The organism is Bacillus cereus group sp. TH152-1LC (genome assembly GCF_027710505.1).
In the GTDB taxonomy this organism is placed as follows: domain Bacteria; phylum Bacillota; class Bacilli; order Bacillales; family Bacillaceae_G; genus Bacillus_A; species Bacillus_A mobilis.
The window spans coordinates 39,378-65,607 of the sequence record NZ_JAQFNK010000012.1 but is presented as its reverse complement, the minus strand read 5'-3'; the positions used below and the strand labels follow the sequence as shown (position 1 = coordinate 65,607).

Genomic DNA, 26,230 nt, shown 5'->3' with positions numbered 1-26,230 from the left:
TATTTTTTATACATGTACAATCGCTTTTATTTAGCGTACAATATTTTTTATGTGTTTGAATGCGCTTCTAGATGTATACACTTTGATAGCTTTAAAGGAGAAAAAATGATGAAATCCGATATGAACAAAGATACTCGAGCCAAAAAAGGACTCTCAAAGAAAAAACGACTACTTTGGTTCCTTCTTATTCCATTACTGATTATAGCACTTGGAGCAGGAGGATATTCCTTCCATATATACAGTAAAGCAAAGTCTGTATTAAGTAATGCCTATTCTGAACTGGGCCGCGGGGATAAATCCAGCAAACGTGAAAAAGCCGTGAAACCTATGACTGACAACATTTCCGTACTTATTATGGGTGTTGATGAAAGTGAAATTAGGGACAAGAATTACGGAAAAGCAACTCGCACGGATGCGCTATTACTTGCAACAATTAATAAAAACGACAAATCTGTTAAACTTGTCAGTATTCCACGTGACTCACGTGTCTTCATTAAATCACGTGACAAATACGATAAAATTACACACGCACACGTATTCGGTGGTGTAGACAGCACGATTGATACCGTAGAGAACTTTTTAGATGTTCCAGTTGATTACTATGTAAAATTCAACTTTAAATCATTTATTAAAATTGTCGATTCCCTTGGTGGTATTACTGTCGATGTTCCAGTTGAATTCACAGAACAAAATAGTAAAGACGAACCAGATGCTATTCATTTGAAAAAAGGACGTCAACATTTAAATGGAGAAGAGGCATTAGCACTAGCTAGAACACGTCATATCGATAGTGATTATATGCGTGGTCAACGACAACAGCTTGTTTTAGAAGCTATCGCTGAAAAAGCACTATCTCTTAATTCTATTAATAAAATTGGTGGTCTACTCGACGCTGTCGATAAAGACTTAAAGACAAATTTAACCTTTGACGATATGATGACCATTGCAAAAAATTCAATGGATTCCAATTTAAAAATGGACAAAATGCAAATAGAAGGTACTGATAAATATATAGGTGGTATTTATTATTACGTTCCAAATGAAAAAAGCGTCAATACTATTTCGACAACACTACAAGAACATCTCGGTGTTACGAATAAAAATGAACATAAAAAATTATAATAAAAAGGCTGCTAGATCTTTCTAGACAGCCTTTTTATTATAATTTTCAACATATTTCTCGTTCATATTGTGACAAAAAGAGACAATTATTACAACAGTGTAACATTTTTTATAAAATCATTACACACATAGTGGAAATAATAGTATACTAGTACGTATATACTGTTATTTTCATCATTTTTATACAAAAAATGTAATACATATACTTATACAAAAATTTCTGGGGGGAAATAAATGAAGCTAAGTAAAATACTGATCGGTTCTGCAATTACTGGAGGCATATTACTTTGTATCGGCGGTGTTGGTGGATATCAATATGTATCCAAACTAAATAATCAATTAGATACTACTGCATTACCAAATACTACATTTGAAGGTATTTCTCTCGATGGAAAAAATAAAAAAGATATTCAAGCAATTATTAATCAAAAGGTAACTGAATTAGACCAAAAATCTCTTACCTACATATTCCAAAATGATAAACAAACGTACACATGGAAAGATTTAGGGATAAATTATAAAGAAAAAGATATTATCGACAAAATCTTTAAAGAACAAGAAGGAAATGCAATGAATCGTTACAAAATGCGGAAGCAGGCTGAAAACGGTGAATTAAAACGTGATTATAAATTAACAGCTCAATTAAATACAACTGCTTATGAAAGCTTTATGAAGGATAAATATAATGACACATTAAAAACTCCTGTTAATGCCGAATTAAATGTTGAAGGCTCTACAGTAAATATTAGCCAAAGTCAAAATGGAGAAAAAATTGATAAAGGAAAGTTAACTGATTTAACGAAACAGGCCATTACTTCTGGCACATCAGACGTTACGTTACCAGTTACACTCTTAAAACCTGAGCGTTCTACAGAAGATATACAGAAAATGGGGATTAAAGAAGTAATTGCTGAATATTCAACTCCAATGGCTGGTCGTAATGGAAACCAATCCTATAACGTAAATAAGTCAGCTAATACTTTAAGTGGAGTTATTGTCGCACCTGATGAAACGTTTAGTTTTAATGGCCGTGTTGGCGTAACGGATGCTGCACATGGTTATAAATCCGCAGCAGTATTTTCAGAAGGTAAAGTTATACAAAGTGCAGGTGGAGGCGTTTGCCAAGTTAGTAGTACTTTATATAGCGCCGCTTTAAGGGCAGATTTAGGAATTGTTTCTCGAAGCAATCATTCCATGCCCGTAAATTATTTACCACTTGGGCAAGATGCAGCAGTGGCAGATTATGGTCCGGATTTAAAATTTAAAAACAATACAGGCAATCATATTTATATTCAAGCATTTTCAAATGGAGGTAGTATTACTACTCGTATTTTCGGCACAAATACTGGTAAAAATGTTGAAGTTTCTTCTCAAGTAATTAGTAGAGCTAATGACAAAATAACAGCGGTAACGTACAAAAAAGTAACACAAAACGGTGAAGTAATCTCAAATGGACAAATTTCAAAAAGCGTATATAAAAGCGCTCCAAAACAATGAGGTGCTAATAAACAGGTAAATTTCCAAAAAGAAAAAGGCGTGATTTAGTCACGCCTTTTTCTTTTGCAATAATAGTAAAAAAGCTTCGAGATGGTCTTTCGTTTCTTCTAAAGACCACATGCGATTTCCTTGCTTCGCAGCTAATACGCACGCCTCTTCCCAAGTATTCTTTTTCTTCATATATAATAATTCATCGCGTAATTTCAAAACAAGTTCTTCATCCTCTTGCTCTATAAACTCTTCCATCACGCCTACTATTTCCTCTTCATGAACACTTAACGTACAGTACGATTTAAGAAAGTATTGTAATGTCGTATACATATGTACTCCCCCTTCTTATTTGTCAGATGGATAAGAAGTAATGATCTTATATCCTAAATCTCCTGACTTATCTCTCGCCAAAACAGTAACAGTTTTTACTAGCTTGTCTTTTACATTCATATTTTTCTTTATGACCGTTTTTCCAACCGGGAATGAATGAGTTGTATTTAATACAAGACGAGCCTCTTTAGAATTTTTTAACCAATCTTGAATTTCCTTATCATGCTGTTTCAAACTATCTTTTACAGCTTTCGTCGCTGTTTCCTTATCATAGTATGTACTTGCCGCTGATACTTTATCTGTCTTCAAGCGATTCTTCAAATCCTCTTCTGATTTTCCAACATGTCTTTCAATCGTATGACCATTTTTAGGTGGTCCTTCCATTTCATCTAAAATATTATCACTAATTTTTTCTACTGATGTCGATTGATTCCCTGTTTGTTTCTCTGTTTTTTGTTCTTTTCCTGCACATCCACTTAAGATCAGCATGAATGCCAATAAACCACTCAAGAAAAGACTACTTATTCGTTTCATCATATCACCTCTTCCATGATTATTATCGTAACTTCACTAAAAGTCAATTTCACAACGAAAAAACATATACATTTTTTAAATTCCTCATCAATTTTGCCATATTACCACCGGATTTTCATAAAAACACTATTTTCGACCCTTCTGTAAATATACCCCAATGTTTTTCTAATTATTTCCCGAGTTAATTCAACCCTAATACAACCAAATAACCCCTTTTAAAAAAGTTTTTTTTGGTTATTTTCCAAAAAATAAATATACCCCTTTTCCAATACACCTAATACCCATATAAGGTATATTGATGGTGTTTTATCAACATTTTCCTACATTATGTAAATTTGCACTTGCCTACACAATAGAAATATGGTGTAATGCAAAAAAAGATAAAGGATTTTAAACAATGGCTGAAACAATTCAAAACTTCTTAACAGACTATTATTCAATCGCAATTCCACTTAGTATCTTAATCAACATCATCATCAGTCTTTTAGGTTTCATCCCTAGTATTTTTTTGACCGCCATTAACATACAGCTCTTTGGCGTAGTAAACGGCACAATCATTTCGATCATAGGTGAGGCCTTAGGGGCTATTATTTCGTTTTATATTTATCGTATAGGCCTTCAAAAGTTCACTCACGATAAAGTAAATAAGTATCCTAAGGTAGAACGTCTTCTTTACGTAGAAGGTAGAGAGGCCTTTCTACTCGTTCTATCGTTTCGATTCATACCTTTCATTCCATCAAGTATCGTTACTTTATTTGCCGCTCTAGGCAAAATGTCATTACTATCCTTCAGTATTGCCAGTACAATAGGTAAAATACCGTCCTTATTAATTGAAGTATATTCTGCATACCATGTTATAAACGGTACAAACGAAGCAAAGTGGATTGTAACAATCGCAGGTTGTATTGGATTGTATTATTTGTGGAAAAAATGGAGAAAAAAATAAAGAAGGAGCCTATGCTCCTTCTTTATTTTTGAGGTATTTTATTAATAGCTATCTCTTAAAACCTTAGTTTATACCAACAGCACTAAATGATTGCTTAACTGCTGCTACTTCCGCAGAAGTCGCACCATATAAATCAGCTGCAGCTTGTACTGCACCAGCACGAGCTTGGCTAAATGTAGTAGATTGAGTGAAATATTGCGTGTTTGCACGGTAATAAATTGCACCTAGCTTGTCTTTACCGATACCAGTTACAGTTACACCAGAATGCGTACCGCCATTCGCTAATAAATAAGCTTGTTTGTTAATGATACCACTGTTCGTATGAACTCCACCGTTATCACTTGAACCAGTGTAACGCTTAGAGTAATGGTCTGGGTCACCATATTTCGCTGGATCACTCATAGAGCGAAGCGCATCTCCTGCTTTTCCAGGAGTGTAAATATCTTCACCAATCTCCCAATCTGGATTACGATTATCATAGAATTCTACTAAAGTACCAAAGATATCAGAAATTGCTTCATTTAGCGCTCCCGATTCATTTTGATAAATTAAATTCGAGCTATTTTCCGTAACCGCATGCGTTAATTCGTGACCAATTACATCAATACCACCCGATAATGAAGTGAATGTTACACCATCACCATCTCCGTATACCATTTGTGAGCCGTTCCAGAATGCATTATTATACTTACTTCCATAATGCACAGTTGATTTTAACGGTGCTCCTGCATCATTAATAGAGTTTCTATTAAATGTAGCTTTATAATAATCATATGTTCTACCTGCATAGTAATGAGCATCTACTGCCGCTGCATCATACGCTGCATTGAAAACATTATCTGCATCTGCCCATAATGTCCCTGGTAATGTTGAACGGTTTTTCGCATTATATGTGAAAATCGTCGCTCCGCGAGTATTGTCTTGTAAGTAGTAAGATGATCCAGATAATGTTGTATTAAGCGACTTCGTGTCTCCTAATACACCTTTACCAGTTCCTACTTTATTTGTTCCTGTTACAGGCTTTATAACCGCTTTTGCATCCTGCTTAGGAGCATCTTGTTTAACCGGAGACTTATCATCATTCGTCACATGATCAATTGTATTATATTTATTTAACACTTTACCGCTGTCTGCTTCAATGAAATAGTAGTAATTTCCTGGACTTGGATCTAAGAAGTTCAAGTTTACAACGTATGCATATGTTGTTTCTTCACCGTTTTGATATACATATAAGTCCGCTTTTGGTTCTACCTCATATTTAGGTGTAACCCCTAAATCTTTTTGCGCGATTTCAATTGCTTTTGCGCCTTCGATCTTATTTTTATTTTTCAACTTGTCCTTTTTGTCTAAATCAGGCGCAACTGTTCCAGACAATACTTTTAAAGAGCCATCTTTACTTACGTGAGCTACTTGAGTAGACCCCCATACAGGTACTCCTTCGTAAACTTGTTGCAAACGTACTACTGTTGAATCAGTTACAGCATCTTTCTTCACTTGTTTCACTTTGAAAGAATCTTGCGCACTCTTTTCCCCTAGCTTGTAATCACCTTTTGCTGCGTTTAAGTAATCAAACACAACAGATTCTGCTTTCTTGCCAGTCGCTCCAGTTAAATCACCAGAAATAAACTCAGGTGACTGCACCGTCTCATTGTACTTCTTCGTAGAGAGCACATTTTTAGAATCCGCAAATGCAGAGCCTGTCCCTCCAAACGTTGTAACTGCCATTCCTGTCGCTAACACTAATGCTAAACTTTTCTTTTTCATGAACCTTCCCCCTAATAAATTATTTTTTGAAAAAGAGTAGTTTTATCGTAGCACTATGTTTCCACTATTAATATACTAAAAATTCAATTAATTATTTTCTCAAGTGTTGTAGAATTTTGAGGAACAAATATTGAAAAAACCCCTTTCCGATTGGAAAGGGGTTTCTCAACATTATACATTTACAGTTTGTGATACACTCAAATCTAATCCATAAGTATCTGGTTTACTCGTATACTGTACTCCACCGACAATTGTAAGTACTACTGCAACTGCTAAAACTCCAGCTAATGCTTTTTTCATTTTTCATCCTCCTTATGACTTTCTAACATTTCAATAACTAGCTTATAATAGTGATTACTTTGTTCAAAGTTCAGTGATTTAGAAAAGTATTCCGCAAGCTCCACATATACTTTCTTCAGTTCTATTTTATTACCTGCTGATTTATAAAACGGAATAGCTTCTAATTCCAAAAATTGTTTATACTCTCGTGCCTCTTCAAAATACTTATTTCGAAGCATAAGCAGTAAATATAATTTTGTATTAAATCTCTCTTCACGTTTGGCAGCGACAATACCTTTATCAATCCATTCTCTCGCTTCTTCAAACTGTTCTAATTTAATACAAGCTAATGCCATTTCATATAATGTGTCTATATAATTTAAATCTATTTGTTTTTGAAGTTGTAAACTCTCTAAATAATAATCTTTCGCTTGATTATATTTTTTCTTTTTATAATATATATTCCCAATATTACTTAAAGTAATAGCCATTAAAACATCTTTATCCGCAAAAGCCTCTGATTCCCTCAGTATGCTCTTATACATTTCTAAAGCTTCTTCATATTGCCCTTGTTCCGCATAACTTAATGCAATAAGAATTTGACAGTTTATCACGTTCCGAAATTTATACTCATTTCTAAATGCCTCTAGTGCAATATTCGCAAAGTGCAACGTAAGATGCTGGATTTCCAAATGACTATAAGTAAGAGCGATATTATAATAAATTCCTGTCTCATGATACCCTAGCTCTTTTGCCATAATTTCTGTCTCTAATAAATGACTTAATCCCTGTTTCCACTTATATTGTAAACAGCATAATAATCCTTTACTATACGTATACAACAACTTCTGAAAAGGCGAGAATTTCTTATATGCCTTCTTAAGCTGCTCTAATTCTTCTGCGATTACCGGCAAGTCTCTTTTCATCAGTAAATAACGTATATTAAGTAGTTTATAATAATTTATAATTTCAAAATCTAAAACGTGTTGCATATCTTCTTGCAATTCATTATAGATGCGCTCAACTTGTGCCTTTTCCAAACGGATTAATGCATTTAACCATTCATCGAGCTTCCCCTTCACATCTTCTTCTACATCTCTCAAATCCGTCACGGCAATTTCTAACCTTGTGCAGAGCAATTGTAGAATTTCTTCTGATGCTTCGATCTTTCCATTTTCGATTTTACTTAAGTATGAGACAGAACAAATGCCCTGACATAATTCTTCTTGTGTCATTTTTTGCTGTAGCCGTTTATAAAAGACTTGTTTGCCTATTTTTTCTAATGTTTGTTGCATTGTCCTCCTCCATTCTCATTACCCCCATTACTCTAATAATACATAAAATCTTGAGAAATATAAATTGATAAATGTTAATTTTCTAAAAAATATGCAATATTTCATTTTTTTCTTTCTTGACTATACTTTCATATCCATTCTTTGCTACGAGCGATGAAAAATTGGTATACTATAACCAAATTATGGAGGTGTTTTCGCGATGACTTATTATAAAGACGATAGCTATGCCTTACATACAGATTTATATCAAATTAATATGGCTTATACATATTGGAAAGATGGTATTCATAATCGCCGCTCGGTGTTTGATTTATACTTTCGAAAGCTTCCATTCGAGAACGGTTATGCTGTTTTTGCTGGCCTTGAAAAGATTGTAGAGTACATAGAAAACTTCAGCTTTACCGAAAGCGATATCGCTTATTTATCAGAATTACAATTTGAAGAAGAATTCCTTCAGTATTTACAAAATATGAAATTCACTGGGACCATTCGAAGTATGCAAGAAGGTGAAGTTGTATTTAATAACGAGCCTTTATTACGTGTGGATGCACCGCTCGGCGAAGCACAAATTATTGAAACTGCCCTGTTAAACATTGTGAATTACCAAACATTAATTGCAACAAAAGCTGCTCGTATGAAGCACGCTGCAAATAATGATGAACTTTTAGAGTTTGGTACAAGACGTGCTCACGAGTTTGACGCTGCTCTTTGGGGCACACGTGCTGCCTTTATTGGTGGGTTTTCGTCTACGAGTAACGTTCGTGCTGGAAAACGCTTCGGGATACCTGTAGCCGGCACACACGCTCACTCTTTCGTTCAAGCGTATCGCGATGAATATGTCGCGTTTAAGAAATACGCTGAAACTCATAAAAAATGCGTCTTTCTCGTTGATACATACGACACTTTAAAATCAGGTGTTCCAAATGCGATTCGCGTCGCGAAAGAGTTTGGAGATCGTATCGATTTTTATGGCATTCGCCTTGATAGTGGTGATATGGCTTATTTATCTAAAAAAGCAAGAAAACTACTAGATGAAGCTGGGTTTACACATACAAAAATTATTGCTTCTAGCGATTTAGACGAATACACAATTATGCATTTGAAATCTCAAGGAGCAAAAATTGATGTATGGGGTGTTGGAACAAAATTAATTACATCCTTTGAGCAACCGGCATTAGGAGCTGTTTATAAACTAGTAGCGATTGAAGATACGGATGGAAAGTTAAATGATACAATTAAAATTTCATCTAACCCTGAAAAAATTACGACTCCAGGACTGAAACGAATTTATCGTATTATCAATCGAGTTAATGATCATGCAGAAGGCGATTATATTGCATTAGATTCTGAAGAACCTGGAAAAGAAGAACGCTTAAAAATGTTTCACCCTGTTCACACGTATATAAGTAAATTTGTAACAAACTTTGAAGCTCGCGAACTGCATAAAGACATTTTCGTTAACGGCGAAAGAACATATGAACTACCAGGTATATTAGATATTCAAAAATATAATGAACAGAGTCTCGCACTATTTTGGGAAGAGTATATGCGAACTTTAAATCCCGAAGAGTACCCTGTTGATTTAAGTCAAGAATGTTGGGATCATAAAATGAATTACATTCAAACTGTTCGAGAACAAGTTGGAAAAAATATACAAAAATAAAGTGAAACTTTAATCAGTGGGGTTTTTCTTCATCCCCCACTGATTATTAGCCCTCACCAATCGGACTTTAATGGGCAGCCCGCCCCCCACCTAAATTCTTTGCTTTCGCTAAATTTTGAGATAGGGGTCTTACTGCCCATTAAAGCGGGATAAAACAGAGAAGCTTCTCCTTCTCTGTTTTTTCAATACGATATATACCTTTGCGGAAAACATATTAAAATAATAAGACAAATATTTTTTATTTTTAAATTTTAATATTACGTTATTTATTTACAAAATAATATTTACTATTATTTTATTGAGTCAATTTCAACCAAATAACCTAAAAAAGAGGACGCAGGTTGCGTCCTCTTTTTTATAAATCTTTCACTCGTAGTACACGCATTGCATTTAGCACTGCAAGTAGTGTCACACCAACATCTGAGAAGACAGCTTCCCACATTGTTGCAATACCAAAAGCACCAAGTAATAAAACTAATCCTTTTACCCCTAATGCAAAGATGATATTCTGCCATACAATGCGTCGTGTACGTTTTGCGATGTTTAAGGCTGTTGCAATTTTTGAAGGCTCATCAGTCATAATAACGATGTCTGCTGCCTCAATCGCTGCATCTGATCCTAAACCACCCATCGCAATACCAACATCTGCTCTTGCTAATACCGGTGTGTCATTAATACCATCACCAACGAAAGCAACCTTTTCTTTTCCGTTCTTCGCCGCATCAATTTTTTCGATTTCTTCTACTTTTTGTTGCGGTAATAGTTCTGCATGAACTTCATCTAAACCTAATTCCTTACCGACAGCTTCACCAACTGCTTTTGCATCACCAGTTAACATGACTGTCTTCTTAATACCTAGTTCTTTTAATTTTTGAATTGCTTGTTTTGAATCTTCTTTTACCTCATCAGAGATAACGATATAACCTGCATATTCCCCATCTACAGCAACGTGAACTAATGTACCTACAGTTTCTGGTTGCTTAAATGTAATATTTTCTTTTCTCATTAACTTAGCATTACCTGCAAAAATTTCTTTTCCTTGTACTTTTACGACTGTACCGTGACCAGAAATTTCGTTATAATCATCGATTATTTTTTCATCAATTGATTTTCCATATGCCTTTCGAATCGATTGTGCAATTGGATGATTAGAATACACTTCAGCAAATGCTGCATACTCTAATAATTCTTCATTTTTAATGCCTTCGCTTGGTTCCATTTTTGTAACTTTGAAGACACCTTTTGTTAATGTTCCCGTTTTATCAAAAACAATATATTTCACATCATTTAAAGCTTCTAAATAGTTACTTCCTTTTATTAACACACCACTTTTAGATGCACCACCAATTCCTCCAAAGAATCCAAGAGGAATAGATACAACTAACGCACATGGACAAGAGATTACTAAGAACACTAAAGCTCTATAAATCCATTCTGAGAATGTAGCTCCTTCTAAAATAAGTGGTGGAATAAACGCCATAATCGCTGCTGTAATAACTACAACTGGAGTATAGTAACGCGCGAACTTCGTAATAAAGTTTTCTGTTGGCGCTTTTTTACTGCTTGCATTTTGAACTAAATCTAAAATTTTTGATACAGTTGATTCACCAAATTCTTTTGTAACTTCAATTGTTAATACACCATTTTGGTTCACAAAACCACTTAATACATCATTTCCAACTTCGACTTCACGTGGCACAGATTCACCAGTCAACGCTGAAGTATCTACCATTGATGTTCCTTCAACCACTTTTCCGTCTAATGGTACTTTCTCACCAGGCTTCACGATAATATAATCGCCGATTTGTACATCTTCTGGTGATACTTGTTTCGTTTCATTTCCAACCTTCACATTCGCATAATCAGGACGGATATCCATTAATGAAGTAATTGATTTTCGGGAGCGATTGACCGCAATACTTTGGAATAGTTCCCCCACTTGATAGAATAGCATTACCGCAACAGCTTCTGAATATTGTTGAATCGCAAAAGCTCCTAGTGTTGCAATTGCCATTAAGAAGTTCTCATCGAACACTTGGCCACGAGTTATGTTTCTTACCGCTCTCCAAACGATATCTCCACCTATTAATAAATACACAACGACGAATAACGGAATTGTGATCATTTGTGGTAAACCAGCTAATGCAGCAATTGCTGTCAAAATTCCGCCGACCACTAATCGTCCTACCATCTTTTTCACATTTGCTTCACCATGGTCGTGACTATGCCCGTGGTCATGGCCACCGTTTTCTTCACGAACCACTTTCACATCTGGTTCTAACTTTTGAACGACATTTGTTATATTTGCTACAGTCGCTTCTAATTCTCTTTTATTCGCTACTTCAACTCGTAATTTCTTTGATACGAAATCAACAGTTGCTGCTGAAACGGCCGGCATTTCTTTCACTTTATTTTCAATCTTCATCGCACAGTTTGCGCAATCTAAACCTTCTAATATGAACACTTCTTTTGCTACTTTTGTATTTTTTTCTTCTTCCACTTTAATGTGCGGTTCTAATTTTGTAACGAGTTGTTTCGCTTCTGTAACAACTTCGCTTTCTTTATTTTGTGCTGTTTCTAAAATCATTGTTTTTGTCGCAAAATTTACAGAGCAAGAATTTACTCCTTCTATATTCCCAACACCTTTTTCAATTTTCATTGCACAGTTCGCACAATCTAAACCTTCTAACATCAGTTTCTTTTTCACTAATGCTTCAGCCATCGTTCTCCCTCCTCGCGTTCTTTTTTATTCTTCCTCGTTTACGTGTTCAAACGCTTGCTCGAAGATATGAATTACGTGCTGGTCAGCTAACGAATAATAAACGACCTTGCCTTCTTTACGATTCTTTACAAGTTTCGCTTGCTTTAACACACGAAGCTGATGTGAAATAGATGATTGTGTCATTCCTAATAAATACGCTAAATCACAAACACACATTTCAGCTTCAAATAATGCATGTAATATTCTCGTACGTGTACGATCACCTAATACTTTAAATAGTTCTGCTACTTTACTTAAACTTTCATCAGTTGGAATTGTTTGTTTTACTTGATCAACAACTTCTTCATGAATTACTGTTTGAGAACATGTCTCTTGTGGTGTTTCTACTTTATTTCCAGCCATTATAGCTCACCTCTTCATTTGAACATATGAACAATCATTCATATATCTTATACTCTTATTATATGAGCGCCTATTCATATGTGTCAATGAAATCTCATACATTTTTTTTGAACGTTTCGTTCACATTTACAAAAGATCTACCCATCTTTTCCGCATCCATTACATTCTCATACAAAAAAGATGTACATTTTACACAAAAGAAAAAAGCCTTGCGCGTTCCCTAGACGCACAAGGCTTACTATACTTATATCCCTTTTAATTCAGCTTTTAATTAGCTTGTTCTAAATTATCTTGCGAACTTCCATCGTCTTTTAAATGACTATGTTTTTTCGAATAAACAAAGTATACAACTACTCCAATTGCTAACCAAACACCGAAGTAGATCCATGTTGTTAATGGTAAGTTAAACATTAAGAATAGACAACATGCGATTGAAATAATAGGTAGCGTTGGTACAAGTGGTACCACAAATCCACGTTGTAAATTCGGATGTGTTTTACGAAGAATAATAACCGTCACACCAACCATCGCAAACGTTAACAATGCTCCAATATTCGCTAAATTCGACAATTCTTTTAAATCGACAAATCCAGCAATTAAAGCACTACCAATACCTGTTAACCAAGTTGAGAATACTGGCGCTTCTGTTTTCTTATTAATTTTCGCAAATGATTTTGGTAATAAACCATCACGGCTCATCGCGAAGAATACACGTGTCGTTGCATAAATGTAAGCAAAAATTACAGCCATAATACCAATTACAGCTCCAACTGCGATTACACCCGCTACTTTATCTTGACCTACAACTTCTAACACATATGCCATAGCTTCTGGTACATCTAATTCTTTATAAGAAACCATACCTGTCATAACAAGACAAACTACAACATAAATGATTGTACAAATAATTAACGAAGCAATAATACCAATCGGTAAATCACGTTGCGGATTTTTCACTTCTTCAGCAGAAGTTGCTAATGCATCAAATCCTAAGAAAGCAAAGAATACTGCTGCCCCTCCGGCAAAGACTCCACTAACACCGTACGGCATAAATGGTGTCCAGTTTTCTGGTTGTACGTAAAACGCACCAACCGCAATGAATAAAACAACAATACCAATTTTAATTAATACCATTATGTTATTCACGCGCTTACTTTCTTTCGTACCTCTTGATAGTAACCAAGTTAAAACTAATGTAATGATAATTGCTGGTAAATTCACGATACCACCTTGTGATGGAATCTTTAACAGCTCTGTTGGAATGTGTAATCCAAATCCACTCACTAAGTTATTAAAATAACCTGTCCATCCACCAGCTACTGCGGCAGTTGTTACGACATATACGGATAGTAATGTCCATCCCATTAAGTGGGCAATAAACTCACCAATTGTCGCATATGAGTATGTGTAGACACTACCTGAAACCGGCAGTGTAGATGCAACTTCTGCATAACATAACGCTGCAAATCCACAAACAATCGCTGCAATCATGAATGAAAAAATAACTGCTGGACCAGCATCTCTTGCTGCTACTAATCCTGTTAATACTAGAACTCCTGTACCGATTATCGCACCAATCCCTAGCATTGTTAGGTCGAATGCCCCTAGCGTTTTCGTTAAAGTTTTACTTTTACTTTCCCCTAACAATTGCGTAACGGATTTCTTTTTAAATAGGTTGGCCACGATGTATGCCCCCTTTTGCCAAGAAGAGCTAAGAGATATTCACTCTTAGCTCTTATCATGTTGTTTTATATATTGTTCGATTTTGTTTTGTATAATGCTTCTATTAGCAAGATACTGTTTCTGCTTCTAATAATTCTTTAGCACCTTTGTATTCTACACCGTGAGCTTCTGCAACTGCTTCGAATGTTACATAACCATCTAATGTGTTAATACCTTTTAGTAATGCAGAGTTGCCTAGGCAAGCTTCTTTGTAGCCTTTGTTCGCAATTTGTACTGCATATGGTACTGTTACGTTTGTTAATGCAAGAGTTGATGTACGTGGAACCGCACCTGGCATGTTTGCAACTGCATAATGAACAACGCCGTGTTTTTCGTAAGTTGGGTTATCATGAGTTGTAATACGGTCAGTTGTTTCGAAAATACCACCTTGGTCAATCGCGATATCTACAACAACAGAACCTGGTTCCATTGATTTAATCATTTCTTCTGTTACAAGTTTTGGCGCTTTTGCACCTGGGATTAATACTGCACCGATTACAAGATCAGACTCTTTTACAGCTTCTGCAATATTGTAAGGATTAGACATTAAAGTTTTTACTTGGTTTCCGAAAATGTCATCTAATTGACGAAGACGTTCTGCACTTAAGTCGATGATTGTTACATCCGCACCTAGTCCAACTGCAATTTTAGCAGCATTTGTACCAGCTTGCCCACCACCGATAATTGTTACTTTACCACGTTTAACCCCTGGAACACCTGCAAGTAAGATACCTTTACCGCCTTTGTTTTTCTCAAGGAATTGTGCACCAATTTGTGCAGCCATACGACCAGCTACTTCACTCATAGGTGCAAGTAATGGTAGAGAACGATTTTCTAATTGTACTGTTTCGTATGCAATTGCAACAACTTTCTTCTCGATTAACGCTTTTGTTAATTCTGGCTCTGGAGCTAAGTGTAAGTATGTGAATAAGATTAAACCTTCGCTGAAGTGTTTGTATTCGCTTTCAACTGGTTCCTTAACTTTCATAACCATTTCCATGTTCCAAGCTTCTTCAGCTGTATCAACGATTTTCGCTCCCGCTTCAACATACTGAGCATCTGTGAAACCAGATCCTAAACCTGCACCCTTTTGAATGAATACTTCGTGATTGTTACGAATTAAATGTACAACACCTGCTGGTGTCATTGCCACACGGTTTTCGTTGTTTTTAATTTCTGCTGGTACCCCAATACGCATAATGAAATGCCCCCTTATAATTAACAGAAAAAAGAAAGTCTTTTTTCTTTTTGTAATAATTAATAACTTATGTCCTTATTCTAGCATAACTTAAAAATTATGAAAACGCTAACATATCATTTTTTTAAAGTTTATATATTTAGAATAGTGTAAATATATGGAACATTGATTCTATTAGGCTCTTCGTTACATCTCATTATCTATCACTCTATTTTTATTATACTCCTTAAAAATAAGTAGCAATCATTTATTATTCGACAATAATGTAACAATGTAAGAAACCCCATTGATGCCGTATACATATACAGTTATTAATTTGCACATTACTTTAGGGATATATTCTTTTCATAAAAAAACAGCTGCGGGCATTTAGCCAGCAGCTGGGTAACTTATAAATAACTTAGAAAATAAATCATCTGTTGTTTCACTAATTTTATCGAACAGATCACTTTCTTCCGCTTCTTGTTCTTTTAACATCTTAATTGTCTCACGTGCATCTTCAGGATAATCGGTAATGATACCATCTACGTTTAACTTATAGTATCCCTTTAAACTTTCCATATCATTTACTGTCCATACGTAAATTGGCTTGTTTAACTTCCTTGCTTCTTTTACTAACTTCTTATTTAACATATATTCTTCCGCTACATAAAAATCAGCTTTCACATTCTTTAAGTTGGCTCTACTTGCATACAGTATATATCCGACTTTTATATCTGGATTTGCACGCTTAAATTCTTTAATAAGCGGGTAATGTAACGTTTGAATGACACATTGCTTCTCAAATTCATTATCTTTAATCGCTTTTAATACTTTGTTTACGAAATCTTTTTCGCCACCATGAAGCTTCACTTCAATATTAAGCTTGATTTTCCCCTTTGCCAGCTTAATGATTTCATCAAGTGTACTGATTTGTCCTGAAAAACCATCTTGACTAAGGGTAAGCTGTCTTAACTCGTCCATCGTTAAATCTGACACATGAACATTAGCATTAGTAAGACGTTTCAGCTTCAAATCATGTATAACTGCTAGTTCACCGTCTTTTGTTTGCAGTACATCAATTTCAGCATAATCTGCTTTCGCATCAATAGCCCCCTGTACAGCTTCTTTCGTATTCTCTACACCTTTTGAAATATAACCACGATGAGCCATAATAATTGGTTCTTTATATGTGTTTGTAATAAAGGTCACAATGAAGGCAACTACCATCCCTGCAGTAATAATTCCTACAATATATACACCAATAAATTTCCAACGATGTTTTTGGAAGAAACATTTATCCGCTTTCGTTTTTGAATAATCTAATCCTTCTTCTAATAAAACATCTTCAACCGGAACCTTTTGTAAATACAATCTCGTTAACGCCATAATGTAAAACGGCGTCATAATAAAGCTAAATAGATACAATGTACTTGTTAAGAAGACTGAGATAGTTGACTCTGCTAGCAACGCAAATGTCCCTTCTGGGTTTGTAAATTCATATACTCCCCACAGACAAAGTAAATAAATTCCTACACAAAAAAGAAAGACGATTCCTACAGATATGAAAAAACCTACTAAAAAGAACAATACTTTAAAGAAGCTTTCTTTTACTAAGTTTGCGCTTTTGCGTGCTGCCGTGCGGAATGGCTTTTCCTCTAAAACAATAATAGGTAAAACAAAAATCCAACGAAGATTTAAATAGGCAACTACAGCGAAGAAAGTATAATACCCAACTTGCCCCATTGTTGTCTTAAATAGTTCACCTGTAATAAAATTAGGAATTTGAATTTCAGGAATCAATGCAGATTTATACCCCATACTTAATAGCGGTAATAGTACAACTGCATACAAAACAAATCCAGGTAAGCAATATGTAAACAGGGAAGGTAAATACGTTACTGTTTTATACAAAATTGGACGTAATCTCACCTTTTGCCTTTTATGAGCGAAGTACGAAATGATAATAAGTACTGCAAACTCTGTAAAGATAAGAAACAATGCCAATATAGATAAAATTACAATCGCCAAAATCCCGTATGGTGTTTTCAAAAATGCTAATAACTCATCATTTGTTGCATTTGCATACCCACCAAAGTACAACAACTTATTGAAAATAATACCGAAAAGTGGGATAAACACAATCGCTGCTAACAATTTATAAGCAAGTTGGAATGTTAACACATTCCAAAAAGCAAATCTAACAGTTTGAAAGGAATGTCTCATTACTCCTGGTATAGATAGTCTTTTACGGTGTTGCATATATTCCTCCACATTCTAAAACGATATTTGAGATGGATTCCATATTTCCATTTCTAATCCATCTTTTTAATAATAATATATTCCGCCTAACATGAACACTCTTATACATACAATGAAAAAAGTGATGGCTACTTCCCATCACTTTTTTCATTTACTCTATTTTTTCTCTAGCCCTTGCCCAAATGCTTTCAAGAAGCTAAAACCGAATGTAATGGCTCTATTGATATCTGGATCTTTTAACACTTTAAAGAAATCCATCACTTTTGTTTTTTTACCATTATTTAATTCATCTGTTGCAAATTGCAATCCAGTAACTAAACTCGATGTGATTTGCTTCGTTACTTCTGGGTCAACTGCGGATAGCGCTTCCCCCGCTCCCATCATATTGTTGAGTGCATTTTTAACTGGTTCACGATTTAATTGCTCCACAGCGATTTTTGAAACATCTTCCTTCGCAGCAAGTAAACTAATCGCCGCATCTAATATCCCAGCCTTCTGTAACTGTGCTAACAGCTGCATCGTTTCCTCTACTGCTTCACGATTATTAGATAGCTCATTTAAAAGTTCATCTGCTACTTGCTGTTTCTGTTCTTCCTCTGTTACAACTTTCTTTTTAATTAACGTAATTTCTTTCGCCACTATCTCCGCCCCCTAGTCCACAAGTGATACGTATTGTTTTCTTTGCCACTTTTGCTCGATTTCAACACCATTTTGCGGATTACGCTTTTTATCTCGCGGGTTTGAAGATGGTAACGGACGATTTCCTTTTTCACGTAATACACGCATTTTCACCATAGTTTGTTTATATGCTGGTGTACATGTATAAAGGTCTGTTGCCGTCCCAGTTAAAATATTAATTGCTTCTTCATTTATCGTTGCATGCATCGGTAAATATAGCTCTTTCCCCGTTACACGATCTGTAACAAGCGCCTGTACTTTAATTTTTCCAAATGGTGATGCTAATTCCACAAGACCACCATCTTTCACATTGCGCTCTATAGCGAGTTCAGGTGAGATTTCAACGAATACTTCAGATACTTTAGATAAAATACCAGCCGACTTATTCGTCATGTTCCCTTCATGGAAATGTTCTAGCATACGACCATTATTTAAAAGTAAATCATACTCATCTGGCGCTACAACCGGTGGCACCCATTCATCTAATGATAAACGAGCAAGTTTATCTGGGAAGTTAAATCCATCTACATATAATAGCGGTGTATCGCTACCATCATGACTACCCCAACATAAACTATTCCATCCTTCTAGACGGTCGTACGTCGCTTGAGAGTATAACGGTGCAAGTGATGCGATTTCATCCATAATTTCACTTGGACTTTCGTAATTCCAATCCCCGCCTAGTGCACGAGCAACTTTTTGCAAAATCCACCAGTCTGGTTTTGAATCACCAAGCGGTTTCAATACTTCATATAACCTTTGAATACGGCGCTCTGTATTCGTAAACGTTCCTTCTTTTTCTAAGCTTGGTGCCGCTGGTAAAATAACATCGGCGAAACGAGCTGTTTTTGATAAGAACATATCTTGAACAACGAGGAAGTCTAAATTCGATAAAATATGTTGCACATGGTTCGCATTTGAATCGACTAAAGCCATTTCTTCACCCATCACATACATACCGCGTAGTTTTCCTTCTTCCGCTGCAAGTAACATTGCAATATTATTTAATCCTGGTGCTTTCGGAATAGTTGTACCGTATGCTTTTTCAAATTTCGCACGAAGCGTATCATCTGATACTGCTTGATAACCAGGAAGCCAGTTTGGTAATGTTGCCATATCACAAGCACCTTGTACGTTATTATGTCCTCGTAATGGGTATGCACCTGCACCAGGACGACGATAGTTACCCGTAACAAGTAGTAAATTTGAAATTGCTGCTGATGTCGTACTTCCTCCTGTATTTTGCGTTACACCCATTCCCCAAAGTATACAAGTACCATCTGCTTCATATACCATACGAGCCATGTCTTTCAGATTTCCTTTCGAAATCCCCGTAATTTCTTCTGTATAATCAAGCGTATACTTTTCTAACATTTTGCTATATTCATCAAAGTTCTTCACATTTTCAGCTAAAAACTTTTTATCATGCCAATCTTGATCAATAATATATTTCGTAATACCAGCAAGCCATACGTAATCCGTACCTTGGCGCGGATGAATAAATAAATCCGCACGCTCTGCCATTTCATGCTTACGAAGGTCTGCTACAATTAGTTTTTGCTCGTGTAATTTATGAGCACGTTTTACTCTCGTCGCAAGTACAGGATGTCCTTCTGTTGGATTCGCACCAACGATAATAACAAGGCCTGCTTCCGCTATATCTTTCACTGTTCCAGCATCCCCGCCCATACCGACAGTTTTAAATAAACCGTCTGTCGCTGGAGATTGGCAATAACGGGAGCAGTTGTCCACATTATTCGTTCCATATATTTGACGAGCTAGTTTTTGCATAAGGTAATTCTCTTCATTTGTTACTTTCGAAGAAGAAATGAATCCAAATGCATCGCTGCCGTATTCAGATTTAATATGCTGCATGTTAGAAGCAACAACTTCTAACGCTTCTTCCCAAGTAGCTTCAACAAACATATCGCCTTGGCGAATTAATGGCTTCGTAATGCGATCTTCACTATTTACAAAGTCCCATCCAAATTTCCCTTTTACACATGTGGAAATACCATTAACCGGTGCATCTGAAACAGGTTGCACTTTTAATATATGGCGATCTTTCGTCCATACTTCGAAGGAACAACCAACACCACAAAATGTACAAACTGTTTTTGTTTTATTAACTTTCGTCTTACGCATCGCAGCCTCTACTTCTGAAACCGCTAAAATACTACTATATCCCGGCTCTACATCCTTTACAAAATCAATCATCGGATCTAACACATCTGGTTTTAATCCTGTCATGAACCCGGCTTCACCTAACATTGATTTTTCCATTAACGCATTACACGGACATACTGTTACACATTGCCCACAACTTACACAAGATGAGTCATTTATACTTACACCATGATCCCATATAACACGTGGACGATCTAAGTTCCAGTCTATCGATATAGTTTCATTAACCTGTAAGTTTTGACATACTTCTACACACTGTCCACAAGCAATACATTGATTTGGATCATACCGATAAAACGGATGTGACATATCCACTTCACAAGCACTTACTTTCGGCTCATACGGATATTTCTGTTCTTCAATTCCCATCATATGTACTGTGTTATGGACTTTACAGTTACCATTATTGTTATCACAAACGGTACAATACAATAAATGGTTCTCTAATATTCGATCCATTGCCTCAGTCTGTGCCTCTTTTGCACGCTGGGACTGTCTTTCGATATGCATACCGTTCTCGAGCTTCGTTGAACAAGCACGCAATAACTTCCCATTTACTTCTACAATACACGTATCACAAGTTTGAATTGGATCTACTTCTGGTACATGACAAATTTGAGGATGTTCCAAATTACTCTCGTTAAATAATTGTAGTATCGTCTTTTCACCCGATGTGGAAAATTCTTTACCATCCACGGTTACACGGACTGTCTGTTCTGCCATAGTTTCCCCTCTCCTTACAACCAACTGTACAACACAATTGTGAATCCGTTTTCAAAACTGCATTACTGTACATATTTTTGAAACGCTCTGCCCGAATACTTTTCTTATGAAGTCGATTCTAGATGTTATAAGGTATAACTACGAAAGCTTGAAAATATCACTATTCTACAGTTCTATTATATCGTACATATACAATAATAACCAAAATAATCTGTGATCTTCTTCCTAATAGGTATTTTTATTTTTTCCATTGTTTTATGATAAACATGGGAGAGAAATACATATAAAAGGGGAATTTAATATGGAGCCTACGCAAGAAACTTATACAATTGTACGCTATCAATCTGGTACATTTTCAAAACAACTTGATGAGATTGTTACAGAATCTCCTATTACTATTAAATTGAATGGTGAAGAATATGTAACAGTCGTATGCACACCAACCTATATTGAAGATATGGTAATTGGTTTTTTAATTTCTGAGGGAATTATTTCTTCTTATAAAGACGTTGAAGAATTATGGATGCAAAAAGATAACGGAATTGTCCATGTAAAATCATCAAAAGTAAATCCGCTCTATCAAACTTTATATAATAAGCGATACATCACTTCTTGCTGCGGAAAAGGTAGACAAGGTTTTATTTTCGTTAACGATGCAGCAAAAGCAAAAGATTTACATGATATACACGTGAAAGTTACTCCTGAAGAATGTTTTTACTTAATGAATACGTTACAACGATCTTCCACTACATTTCGCCAAACCGGTGGTGTTCATAATACCGCTCTATGTGATCGAAACAAGATCCTCCTATCAAGAATGGATATCGGAAGACATAATGCATTAGATAAAATATACGGTCATTGTTTGCGCAACGATATATCCGTTAAAGGAAAAATCATTGCATTTAGCGGGCGCATTTCATCCGAAATTTTACTCAAAGTTTCAAAAATCGGATGTGAAATTGTTCTATCTAAATCCGCTCCAACAAAACTAGCATTGCAACTCGCTCATGATTTAGGCATTACAATCGTAGGATTTATTAGAAATGACTCTTGCAATATTTACACACACCCACATCGAATTGATGGCTATCAATCGCATAACTAAAATAGCTCCTCAACCGAGGAGTTATTTTAGTTATGAAAATGTAACATATTAAAGACTTGAATAGTTAATAAAGTTAATATATAATTTCATTACATATTAAAAACAAAACATTGTAGCATATATCTTTTCATTCTTTTACAAATTAAAAGAGACTGCTACCAATACGCATACACAATCTTATAAAAGTAATGGATTTATTTTATTTGAAATCGATCAAGGAGGTTACAACTATGGAAATTCGCTTATTAACGACAGAGGACGCAGAAATATATTTAAAAGTTTGTATGGAAGGTTTAACGAAAAACCCGGAAGCTTTTAGCTCTTCTTATGAAGATGTTCTGAAACATGAGGATCCTGTAGCTGCTATGGCAAAACGATTAAGCAATCCGGATAAGTATACTCTAGGCGTCTTCAAAGATAACGATTTAATCGGCATTGCTACTTTAGAAACAAAGCCTTTCATTAAACAAGAACATAAAGCAAAAATCGGTTCCGTTTTTGTTTCCCCTAAAGCGCGTGGCCTTGGGGCAGGACGAGCTCTAATTAAAGCAATTATTGAAAACGCGGATAAATTACATGTAGAACAACTTATGCTCGATGTTGTAGTTGGTAACGCTGGTGCCAAAAAATTATATGAATCATTAGGTTTCCAAACTTACGGCGTACAAGAGCGTTCATTAAAGCATAACGGTCAATACTGGGACGAGGAACATATGGTTCTGTTCTTAAATGATTAATACTTCAATATAGTTTTTTCAAAGCATCTTCTTATTAAGGAAGGTGCTTTTTTCATTACAACAATGTAATCTTCATGTCACCTTTATCGATCGTACCAAACCTTTCCATTCATTATACTAAAAGTATAAAGTGAGGCATCAATCATAAAATGAACGTATAGCATTCAATTGATATATGAAGGAGAATGTGACATGAAACAAAACAAACGAGCTATGCTTTTAATATTTACTACAGCAATTGTAACTTCTGGGTTAGCAATTTTACCTTGGTTTATTATATGAACACTCCCCCTAACAACGAAAAAAGCTTATTGCTTCTTAAGAAGCAATAAGCTTTTTTATATTATAAAATCCCCAAAATTTTATTTACACAACTTATAATAATAACCATAGATACGGCAATGCACATGACAACCGTATTACGATCTTGCTTTTCTTTTTTTGAAATTTCTTCTTTTGGATTCATGTGTATGATCTCCTTTTAAAAAAAGTGTGAGATAGGAAATTTTTCTTATCCGATGCGAGGTGAATACGAAAACCCTCTCTATCTCACATACACAATAGAATGGAATTGTCATTTTATAAATAAAATGACATGACGTTATGTCGCAACATAGGGTATTTTGTGTCGCTACGTTTTCTATTATAAAAAATAGTTGTGCAAAACTAGTGCATTTTTTATGTCAATTACTCTGAGCGACAAATAACTCTTCCACTCAATCACATAAAAAGAGTTTTTTATTATTTTCATGTAAACTATACAAGTAGAATGAACAGTTTGGGGTGCACAAGATTATGGTAAAAATTTTATTAGTAGACGATGAAGAACGCATGTTACGATTATTAGATCTGTTCTTAAGTCCTCGTGGCTATTTTTGTATGAAAGCTACCTCTGGCCTTGAAGCACTAAAGTTAATAGAACAAAAAGACTTCGATATTATTTTGTTAGATGTTATGATGCCGAATATGGATGGATGGGATACTTGCTATCAAATCCGTCAAATTTCCAACGTTCCAATTATTATGCTAACAGCTCGTAATCAAAATTACGATATGGTGAAAGGCCTCACTATGGGCGCGGATGACTATATTACAAAACCATTTGATGAGCATGTATTGGTTGCACGAATTGAGGCTATATTACGCCGTACAAAGAAAGATGGATTCGTTAGCTTCAATGGTATCGAGTGGGATAAAACGAAACATACTGTCACAGTATATGATGAAAAAATCTCACTAACGCCTATCGAGTTTTCGTTACTTGGACTATTTTTACAAAATACAAACCGTGCTTATAGCCGAGATGATTTAATCGAAAAAATTTGGGGTTATGAAACAGACATTGAATATAGAACAATCGATTCACATATCCGCAATATCCGTGATAAATTACGCAAAAAAGGATTTCCAGTTGAAAATTACTTAGAAACTGTCTATAAAGTCGGATATAAATGGAAAAGTGAATAATTACTTCGGTCAGTGGACAATAGTATATCACTGACCCTTTATATGAAATAAGGTATGGTGAGAAAATGAGTAAACTTTCACTTAAAATTGGGACATACTTTTTAATATTAGCTTTATGTATTGAAACAATTGCTTTCGTATCTTTTTACAAAAGTATTTCAACAATGCGGATTGAGGAAGAAACACTTGCTCTTTTAGAAAAAGGCAATCGCTATAGTAGCAAAAATACAAATCGCACAAAGTGGAGTGCAATTGCTAAAGAAAAGAAACACGTCGAACGCGCTGAATACAATAAAAATCCTAAACGTCCTATGTATCCAGAGTTTGATATCGCGGATGAAGCTGAACACTTAGTAGAATCAGAATCAATCGCTAACTCTGATATAGCTATCATTATAACTGACAATAATGGCAAAATCATTTCCACTTCAGAACCCGTAACAAAGGCAATGCAAAAACAACTTACTTGTAAAACAGAACCTATTCCAAAAGGCGGATTGATCGTCGAAAAGAACTGGAAAAAATCAAAATTCATCACAACGGTAAGTCCACTTAACACAGAAGAATTTCAAGGAAAGTTATATATGTTGTTAAAAACATCTTTCTTAGAAAATATGTTACTTAAACTTATGAACCAATTTCTTATCATTAGTGTTGTGACAATTATTTTAACGACTATTTCTGTCTTTGTTTTTTCTCGTGTTATTACAGAACCGCTTATAAAAATGAAGAGGGCAACAGAAAAAATGTCAAAATTAAATAAGCCAATTCAATTAGGTATTAAACGGAATGATGAACTTGGAAGCTTAGCAAAGACGATTGAAGATTTATCCAGTGAACTGACTTATATGAAAAAAGAACGCAATGAATTTCTTGCTAGTGTCGCCCATGAACTATTAACGCCATTGACCTATATGAAAGGTTATGCGAAGGTAGCAAAAAGGGACTCTTTAACGAAAGAAGAGCGTGAAGAATACTTACAAATCATTGAGGATGAAACAGATAGTGTGACTGATCTCGTCCAAGATTTATTTATGCTGGTGCAATTAGAACAACACCAGTTTGTTATCAAAAAACAAAAAGTGATTCTTAGGCCATTTTTAGAACGAATGGTTGAAAAAACAAAAACAACATTAACAAATAAACAAATGCAACTCCATGTATATTGCAAAGATAATTTAGAAGTTTGCATAGACGAAAGACGTATGGAACAAGTTATGTTAAATTTATTACACAATGCTTATCAACATTCGCCAGAAAACACCTCTATTACAATACGTGTACTCACGGAAACAAATTCTTTTACAATAAGTGTAGACGATGAAGGAGAAGGTATTCCTGAAGAAGATATCCCGCATATTTTTGATCGTTTTTATCGTGTTGATAAATCCAGAACGAGGGCTACTGGCGGCAAAGGTATTGGGCTAGCTGTTGCAAAAGAAATTGTAGAATTGCATAACGGTTCCATTCTAGTAACAAGCCAATTAGGAGTAGGAACAAACTTTATAATTGAGCTACCTTTTGAATAAGATGCGTGTGAAAACACCAGTAGTAGTAAACACTACTGGTGTTATTTTGTTCATAAAATCAGCTCATATAAGCTAAGCTTTTGAAATTATTCTTA

The 26,230-nt window shown here is 35.2% G+C and carries 21 protein-coding genes; 8 read left to right on the top strand and 13 right to left on the bottom strand.

Annotated elements, in window-relative coordinates; all coding sequences use genetic code 11:
* Nucleotides 1-105: 105 nt before the first annotated feature.
* Nucleotides 106-1,122, top strand: a complete 1,017-nt coding sequence (locus PDL00_RS22710) for an LCP family protein (protein WP_313895082.1) — start codon at nt 106-108, stop codon at nt 1,120-1,122.
* 234 nt (nt 1,123-1,356) lie between these two features.
* The gene (locus PDL00_RS22705; protein WP_242256577.1) at nt 1,357-2,619 is read left to right on the top strand and encodes a VanW family protein; all 1,263 of its coding nucleotides are present in this window, start codon (nt 1,357-1,359) and stop codon (nt 2,617-2,619) included.
* Nucleotides 2,620-2,667: 48 nt separating this feature from the next.
* Here the strand turns inward: PDL00_RS22705 and PDL00_RS22700 are convergent, their stop codons facing one another.
* The gene (locus PDL00_RS22700; protein WP_242256575.1) at nt 2,668-2,940 is read right to left on the bottom strand and encodes a hypothetical protein; all 273 of its coding nucleotides are present in this window, start codon (nt 2,938-2,940) and stop codon (nt 2,668-2,670) included.
* Between the two features lie 15 nt (nt 2,941-2,955).
* Nucleotides 2,956-3,474: an RNase A-like domain-containing lipoprotein gene (locus PDL00_RS22695; protein ID WP_242256573.1), complete on the bottom strand. Its 519-nt coding sequence runs from the start codon at nt 3,472-3,474 to the stop codon at nt 2,956-2,958.
* A gap of 397 nt (nt 3,475-3,871) precedes the next feature.
* Between PDL00_RS22695 and PDL00_RS22690 the strand changes: the two genes are divergently transcribed.
* Entirely contained in the window at nt 3,872-4,420 is a 549-nt protein-coding gene (locus PDL00_RS22690; protein ID WP_242256571.1) for a TVP38/TMEM64 family protein, read from the top strand.
* A 63-nt stretch (nt 4,421-4,483) separates the two neighbouring features.
* On the opposite strand, the gene PDL00_RS22685 is transcribed toward PDL00_RS22690, so the two are convergent.
* The 3 genes from PDL00_RS22685 to PDL00_RS22675 all read right to left on the bottom strand — a co-directional run bounded on the left by PDL00_RS22685 (nt 4,484) and on the right by PDL00_RS22675 (nt 7,758).
* Nucleotides 4,484-6,184 carry a M4 family metallopeptidase gene (locus tag PDL00_RS22685; protein ID WP_270731243.1) on the bottom strand — a complete coding sequence of 567 codons (1,701 nt, stop codon included), beginning with the start codon at nt 6,182-6,184 and terminating at the stop codon, nt 4,484-4,486.
* A 171-nt stretch (nt 6,185-6,355) separates the two neighbouring features.
* Nucleotides 6,356-6,484 carry an NprX family peptide pheromone gene (locus PDL00_RS22680; RefSeq protein WP_242256288.1) on the bottom strand — a complete coding sequence of 43 codons (129 nt, stop codon included), beginning with the start codon at nt 6,482-6,484 and terminating at the stop codon, nt 6,356-6,358.
* Nucleotides 6,481-7,758, bottom strand: a complete 1,278-nt coding sequence (locus PDL00_RS22675; RefSeq protein WP_242256283.1) for a tetratricopeptide repeat protein — start codon at nt 7,756-7,758, stop codon at nt 6,481-6,483. Before PDL00_RS22675 ends, PDL00_RS22680 begins: the two co-directional genes overlap by 4 nt.
* Nucleotides 7,759-7,957: 199 nt before the next feature.
* Here PDL00_RS22675 and PDL00_RS22670 point away from each other — a divergent pair, with 199 nt between their 5' ends.
* Complete coding sequence (locus tag PDL00_RS22670; RefSeq protein WP_270731242.1) at nt 7,958-9,421, top strand: nicotinate phosphoribosyltransferase; 1,464 nt, start codon at nt 7,958-7,960, stop codon at nt 9,419-9,421.
* 355 nt (nt 9,422-9,776) lie between these two features.
* Here the strand turns inward: PDL00_RS22670 and PDL00_RS22665 are convergent, their stop codons facing one another.
* The 7 genes from PDL00_RS22665 to fdhF form a co-directional block, all read right to left on the bottom strand.
* Nucleotides 9,777-12,143 (bottom strand): heavy metal translocating P-type ATPase, encoded by a 2,367-nt coding sequence (locus PDL00_RS22665; RefSeq protein ID WP_270731241.1) that lies wholly within the window; start codon nt 12,141-12,143, stop codon nt 9,777-9,779.
* A 24-nt stretch (nt 12,144-12,167) separates the two neighbouring features.
* Nucleotides 12,168-12,545 (bottom strand): ArsR/SmtB family transcription factor, encoded by a 378-nt coding sequence (locus PDL00_RS22660; RefSeq protein ID WP_061676976.1) that lies wholly within the window; start codon nt 12,543-12,545, stop codon nt 12,168-12,170.
* A 267-nt stretch (nt 12,546-12,812) separates the two neighbouring features.
* Complete coding sequence (locus tag PDL00_RS22655) at nt 12,813-14,228, bottom strand: amino acid permease (protein ID WP_242256276.1); 1,416 nt, start codon at nt 14,226-14,228, stop codon at nt 12,813-12,815.
* Nucleotides 14,229-14,331: 103 nt separating this feature from the next.
* Nucleotides 14,332-15,465 (bottom strand): alanine dehydrogenase, encoded by a 1,134-nt coding sequence (gene ald / locus PDL00_RS22650; RefSeq protein ID WP_048562854.1) that lies wholly within the window; start codon nt 15,463-15,465, stop codon nt 14,332-14,334.
* Between the two features lie 369 nt (nt 15,466-15,834).
* Nucleotides 15,835-17,706 (bottom strand): glycerophosphodiester phosphodiesterase, encoded by a 1,872-nt coding sequence (locus PDL00_RS22645; protein WP_270731240.1) that lies wholly within the window; start codon nt 17,704-17,706, stop codon nt 15,835-15,837.
* 156 nt (nt 17,707-17,862) lie between these two features.
* Nucleotides 17,863-18,345 (bottom strand): DUF1641 domain-containing protein, encoded by a 483-nt coding sequence (locus PDL00_RS22640; protein ID WP_071720958.1) that lies wholly within the window; start codon nt 18,343-18,345, stop codon nt 17,863-17,865.
* Between the two features lie 12 nt (nt 18,346-18,357).
* Nucleotides 18,358-21,294 (bottom strand): formate dehydrogenase subunit alpha, encoded by a 2,937-nt coding sequence (fdhF, locus tag PDL00_RS22635; protein WP_242256272.1) that lies wholly within the window; start codon nt 21,292-21,294, stop codon nt 18,358-18,360.
* Between the two features lie 301 nt (nt 21,295-21,595).
* Between fdhF and fdhD the strand changes: the two genes are divergently transcribed.
* Both fdhD and PDL00_RS22625 read left to right on the top strand, forming a co-directional pair.
* Nucleotides 21,596-22,402, top strand: coding sequence for a formate dehydrogenase accessory sulfurtransferase FdhD (gene fdhD, locus PDL00_RS22630; protein WP_270731239.1), 807 nt, complete (start codon nt 21,596-21,598; stop codon nt 22,400-22,402).
* A gap of 230 nt (nt 22,403-22,632) precedes the next feature.
* Nucleotides 22,633-23,139 carry a GNAT family N-acetyltransferase gene (locus PDL00_RS22625; protein ID WP_000405874.1) on the top strand — a complete coding sequence of 169 codons (507 nt, stop codon included), beginning with the start codon at nt 22,633-22,635 and terminating at the stop codon, nt 23,137-23,139.
* A 343-nt stretch (nt 23,140-23,482) separates the two neighbouring features.
* On the opposite strand, the gene PDL00_RS22620 is transcribed toward PDL00_RS22625, so the two are convergent.
* The gene (locus PDL00_RS22620; RefSeq protein ID WP_001068388.1) at nt 23,483-23,605 is read right to left on the bottom strand and encodes a hypothetical protein; all 123 of its coding nucleotides are present in this window, start codon (nt 23,603-23,605) and stop codon (nt 23,483-23,485) included.
* A 329-nt stretch (nt 23,606-23,934) separates the two neighbouring features.
* Here PDL00_RS22620 and PDL00_RS22615 point away from each other — a divergent pair, with 329 nt between their 5' ends.
* Together PDL00_RS22615 and PDL00_RS22610 are read left to right on the top strand one after the other, a co-directional pair.
* A complete protein-coding gene (locus tag PDL00_RS22615) occupies nt 23,935-24,606 on the top strand; it encodes a response regulator transcription factor (protein WP_000238949.1) in 672 nt (223 codons plus the stop codon).
* A 65-nt stretch (nt 24,607-24,671) separates the two neighbouring features.
* The gene (locus PDL00_RS22610; protein WP_270731238.1) at nt 24,672-26,135 is read left to right on the top strand and encodes a HAMP domain-containing sensor histidine kinase; all 1,464 of its coding nucleotides are present in this window, start codon (nt 24,672-24,674) and stop codon (nt 26,133-26,135) included.
* Nucleotides 26,136-26,230: the final 95 nt, after the last annotated feature.

Bases quoted from the DNA above. Each gene is read 5' to 3' on its own strand.
- PDL00_RS22710 (WP_313895082.1), top strand. From the start codon at position 106: ATGATGAAATCCGATATGAACAAAGATACTCGAGCCAAAAAAGGACTC.
- PDL00_RS22705 (WP_242256577.1), top strand. From the start codon at position 1,357: ATGAAGCTAAGTAAAATACTGATCGGTTCTGCAATTACTGGAGGCATA.
- PDL00_RS22700 (WP_242256575.1), bottom strand. From the start codon at position 2,940: ATGTATACGACATTACAATACTTTCTTAAATCGTACTGTACGTTAAGT.
- PDL00_RS22695 (WP_242256573.1), bottom strand. From the start codon at position 3,474: ATGAAACGAATAAGTAGTCTTTTCTTGAGTGGTTTATTGGCATTCATG.
- PDL00_RS22690 (WP_242256571.1), top strand. From the start codon at position 3,872: ATGGCTGAAACAATTCAAAACTTCTTAACAGACTATTATTCAATCGCA.
- PDL00_RS22685 (WP_270731243.1), bottom strand. From the start codon at position 6,184: ATGAAAAAGAAAAGTTTAGCATTAGTGTTAGCGACAGGAATGGCAGTT.
- PDL00_RS22680 (WP_242256288.1), bottom strand. From the start codon at position 6,484: ATGAAAAAAGCATTAGCTGGAGTTTTAGCAGTTGCAGTAGTACTTACA.
- PDL00_RS22675 (WP_242256283.1), bottom strand. From the start codon at position 7,758: ATGCAACAAACATTAGAAAAAATAGGCAAACAAGTCTTTTATAAACGG.
- PDL00_RS22670 (WP_270731242.1), top strand. From the start codon at position 7,958: ATGACTTATTATAAAGACGATAGCTATGCCTTACATACAGATTTATAT.
- PDL00_RS22665 (WP_270731241.1), bottom strand. From the start codon at position 12,143: ATGGCTGAAGCATTAGTGAAAAAGAAACTGATGTTAGAAGGTTTAGAT.
- PDL00_RS22660 (WP_061676976.1), bottom strand. From the start codon at position 12,545: ATGGCTGGAAATAAAGTAGAAACACCACAAGAGACATGTTCTCAAACA.
- ald (WP_048562854.1), bottom strand. From the start codon at position 15,465: ATGCGTATTGGGGTACCAGCAGAAATTAAAAACAACGAAAACCGTGTG.
- PDL00_RS22645 (WP_270731240.1), bottom strand. From the start codon at position 17,706: ATGCAACACCGTAAAAGACTATCTATACCAGGAGTAATGAGACATTCC.
- fdhF (WP_242256272.1), bottom strand. From the start codon at position 21,294: ATGGCAGAACAGACAGTCCGTGTAACCGTGGATGGTAAAGAATTTTCC.
- fdhD (WP_270731239.1), top strand. From the start codon at position 21,596: ATGGAGCCTACGCAAGAAACTTATACAATTGTACGCTATCAATCTGGT.
- PDL00_RS22625 (WP_000405874.1), top strand. From the start codon at position 22,633: ATGGAAATTCGCTTATTAACGACAGAGGACGCAGAAATATATTTAAAA.
- PDL00_RS22620 (WP_001068388.1), bottom strand. From the start codon at position 23,605: ATGAATCCAAAAGAAGAAATTTCAAAAAAAGAAAAGCAAGATCGTAAT.
- PDL00_RS22615 (WP_000238949.1), top strand. From the start codon at position 23,935: ATGGTAAAAATTTTATTAGTAGACGATGAAGAACGCATGTTACGATTA.
- PDL00_RS22610 (WP_270731238.1), top strand. From the start codon at position 24,672: ATGAGTAAACTTTCACTTAAAATTGGGACATACTTTTTAATATTAGCT.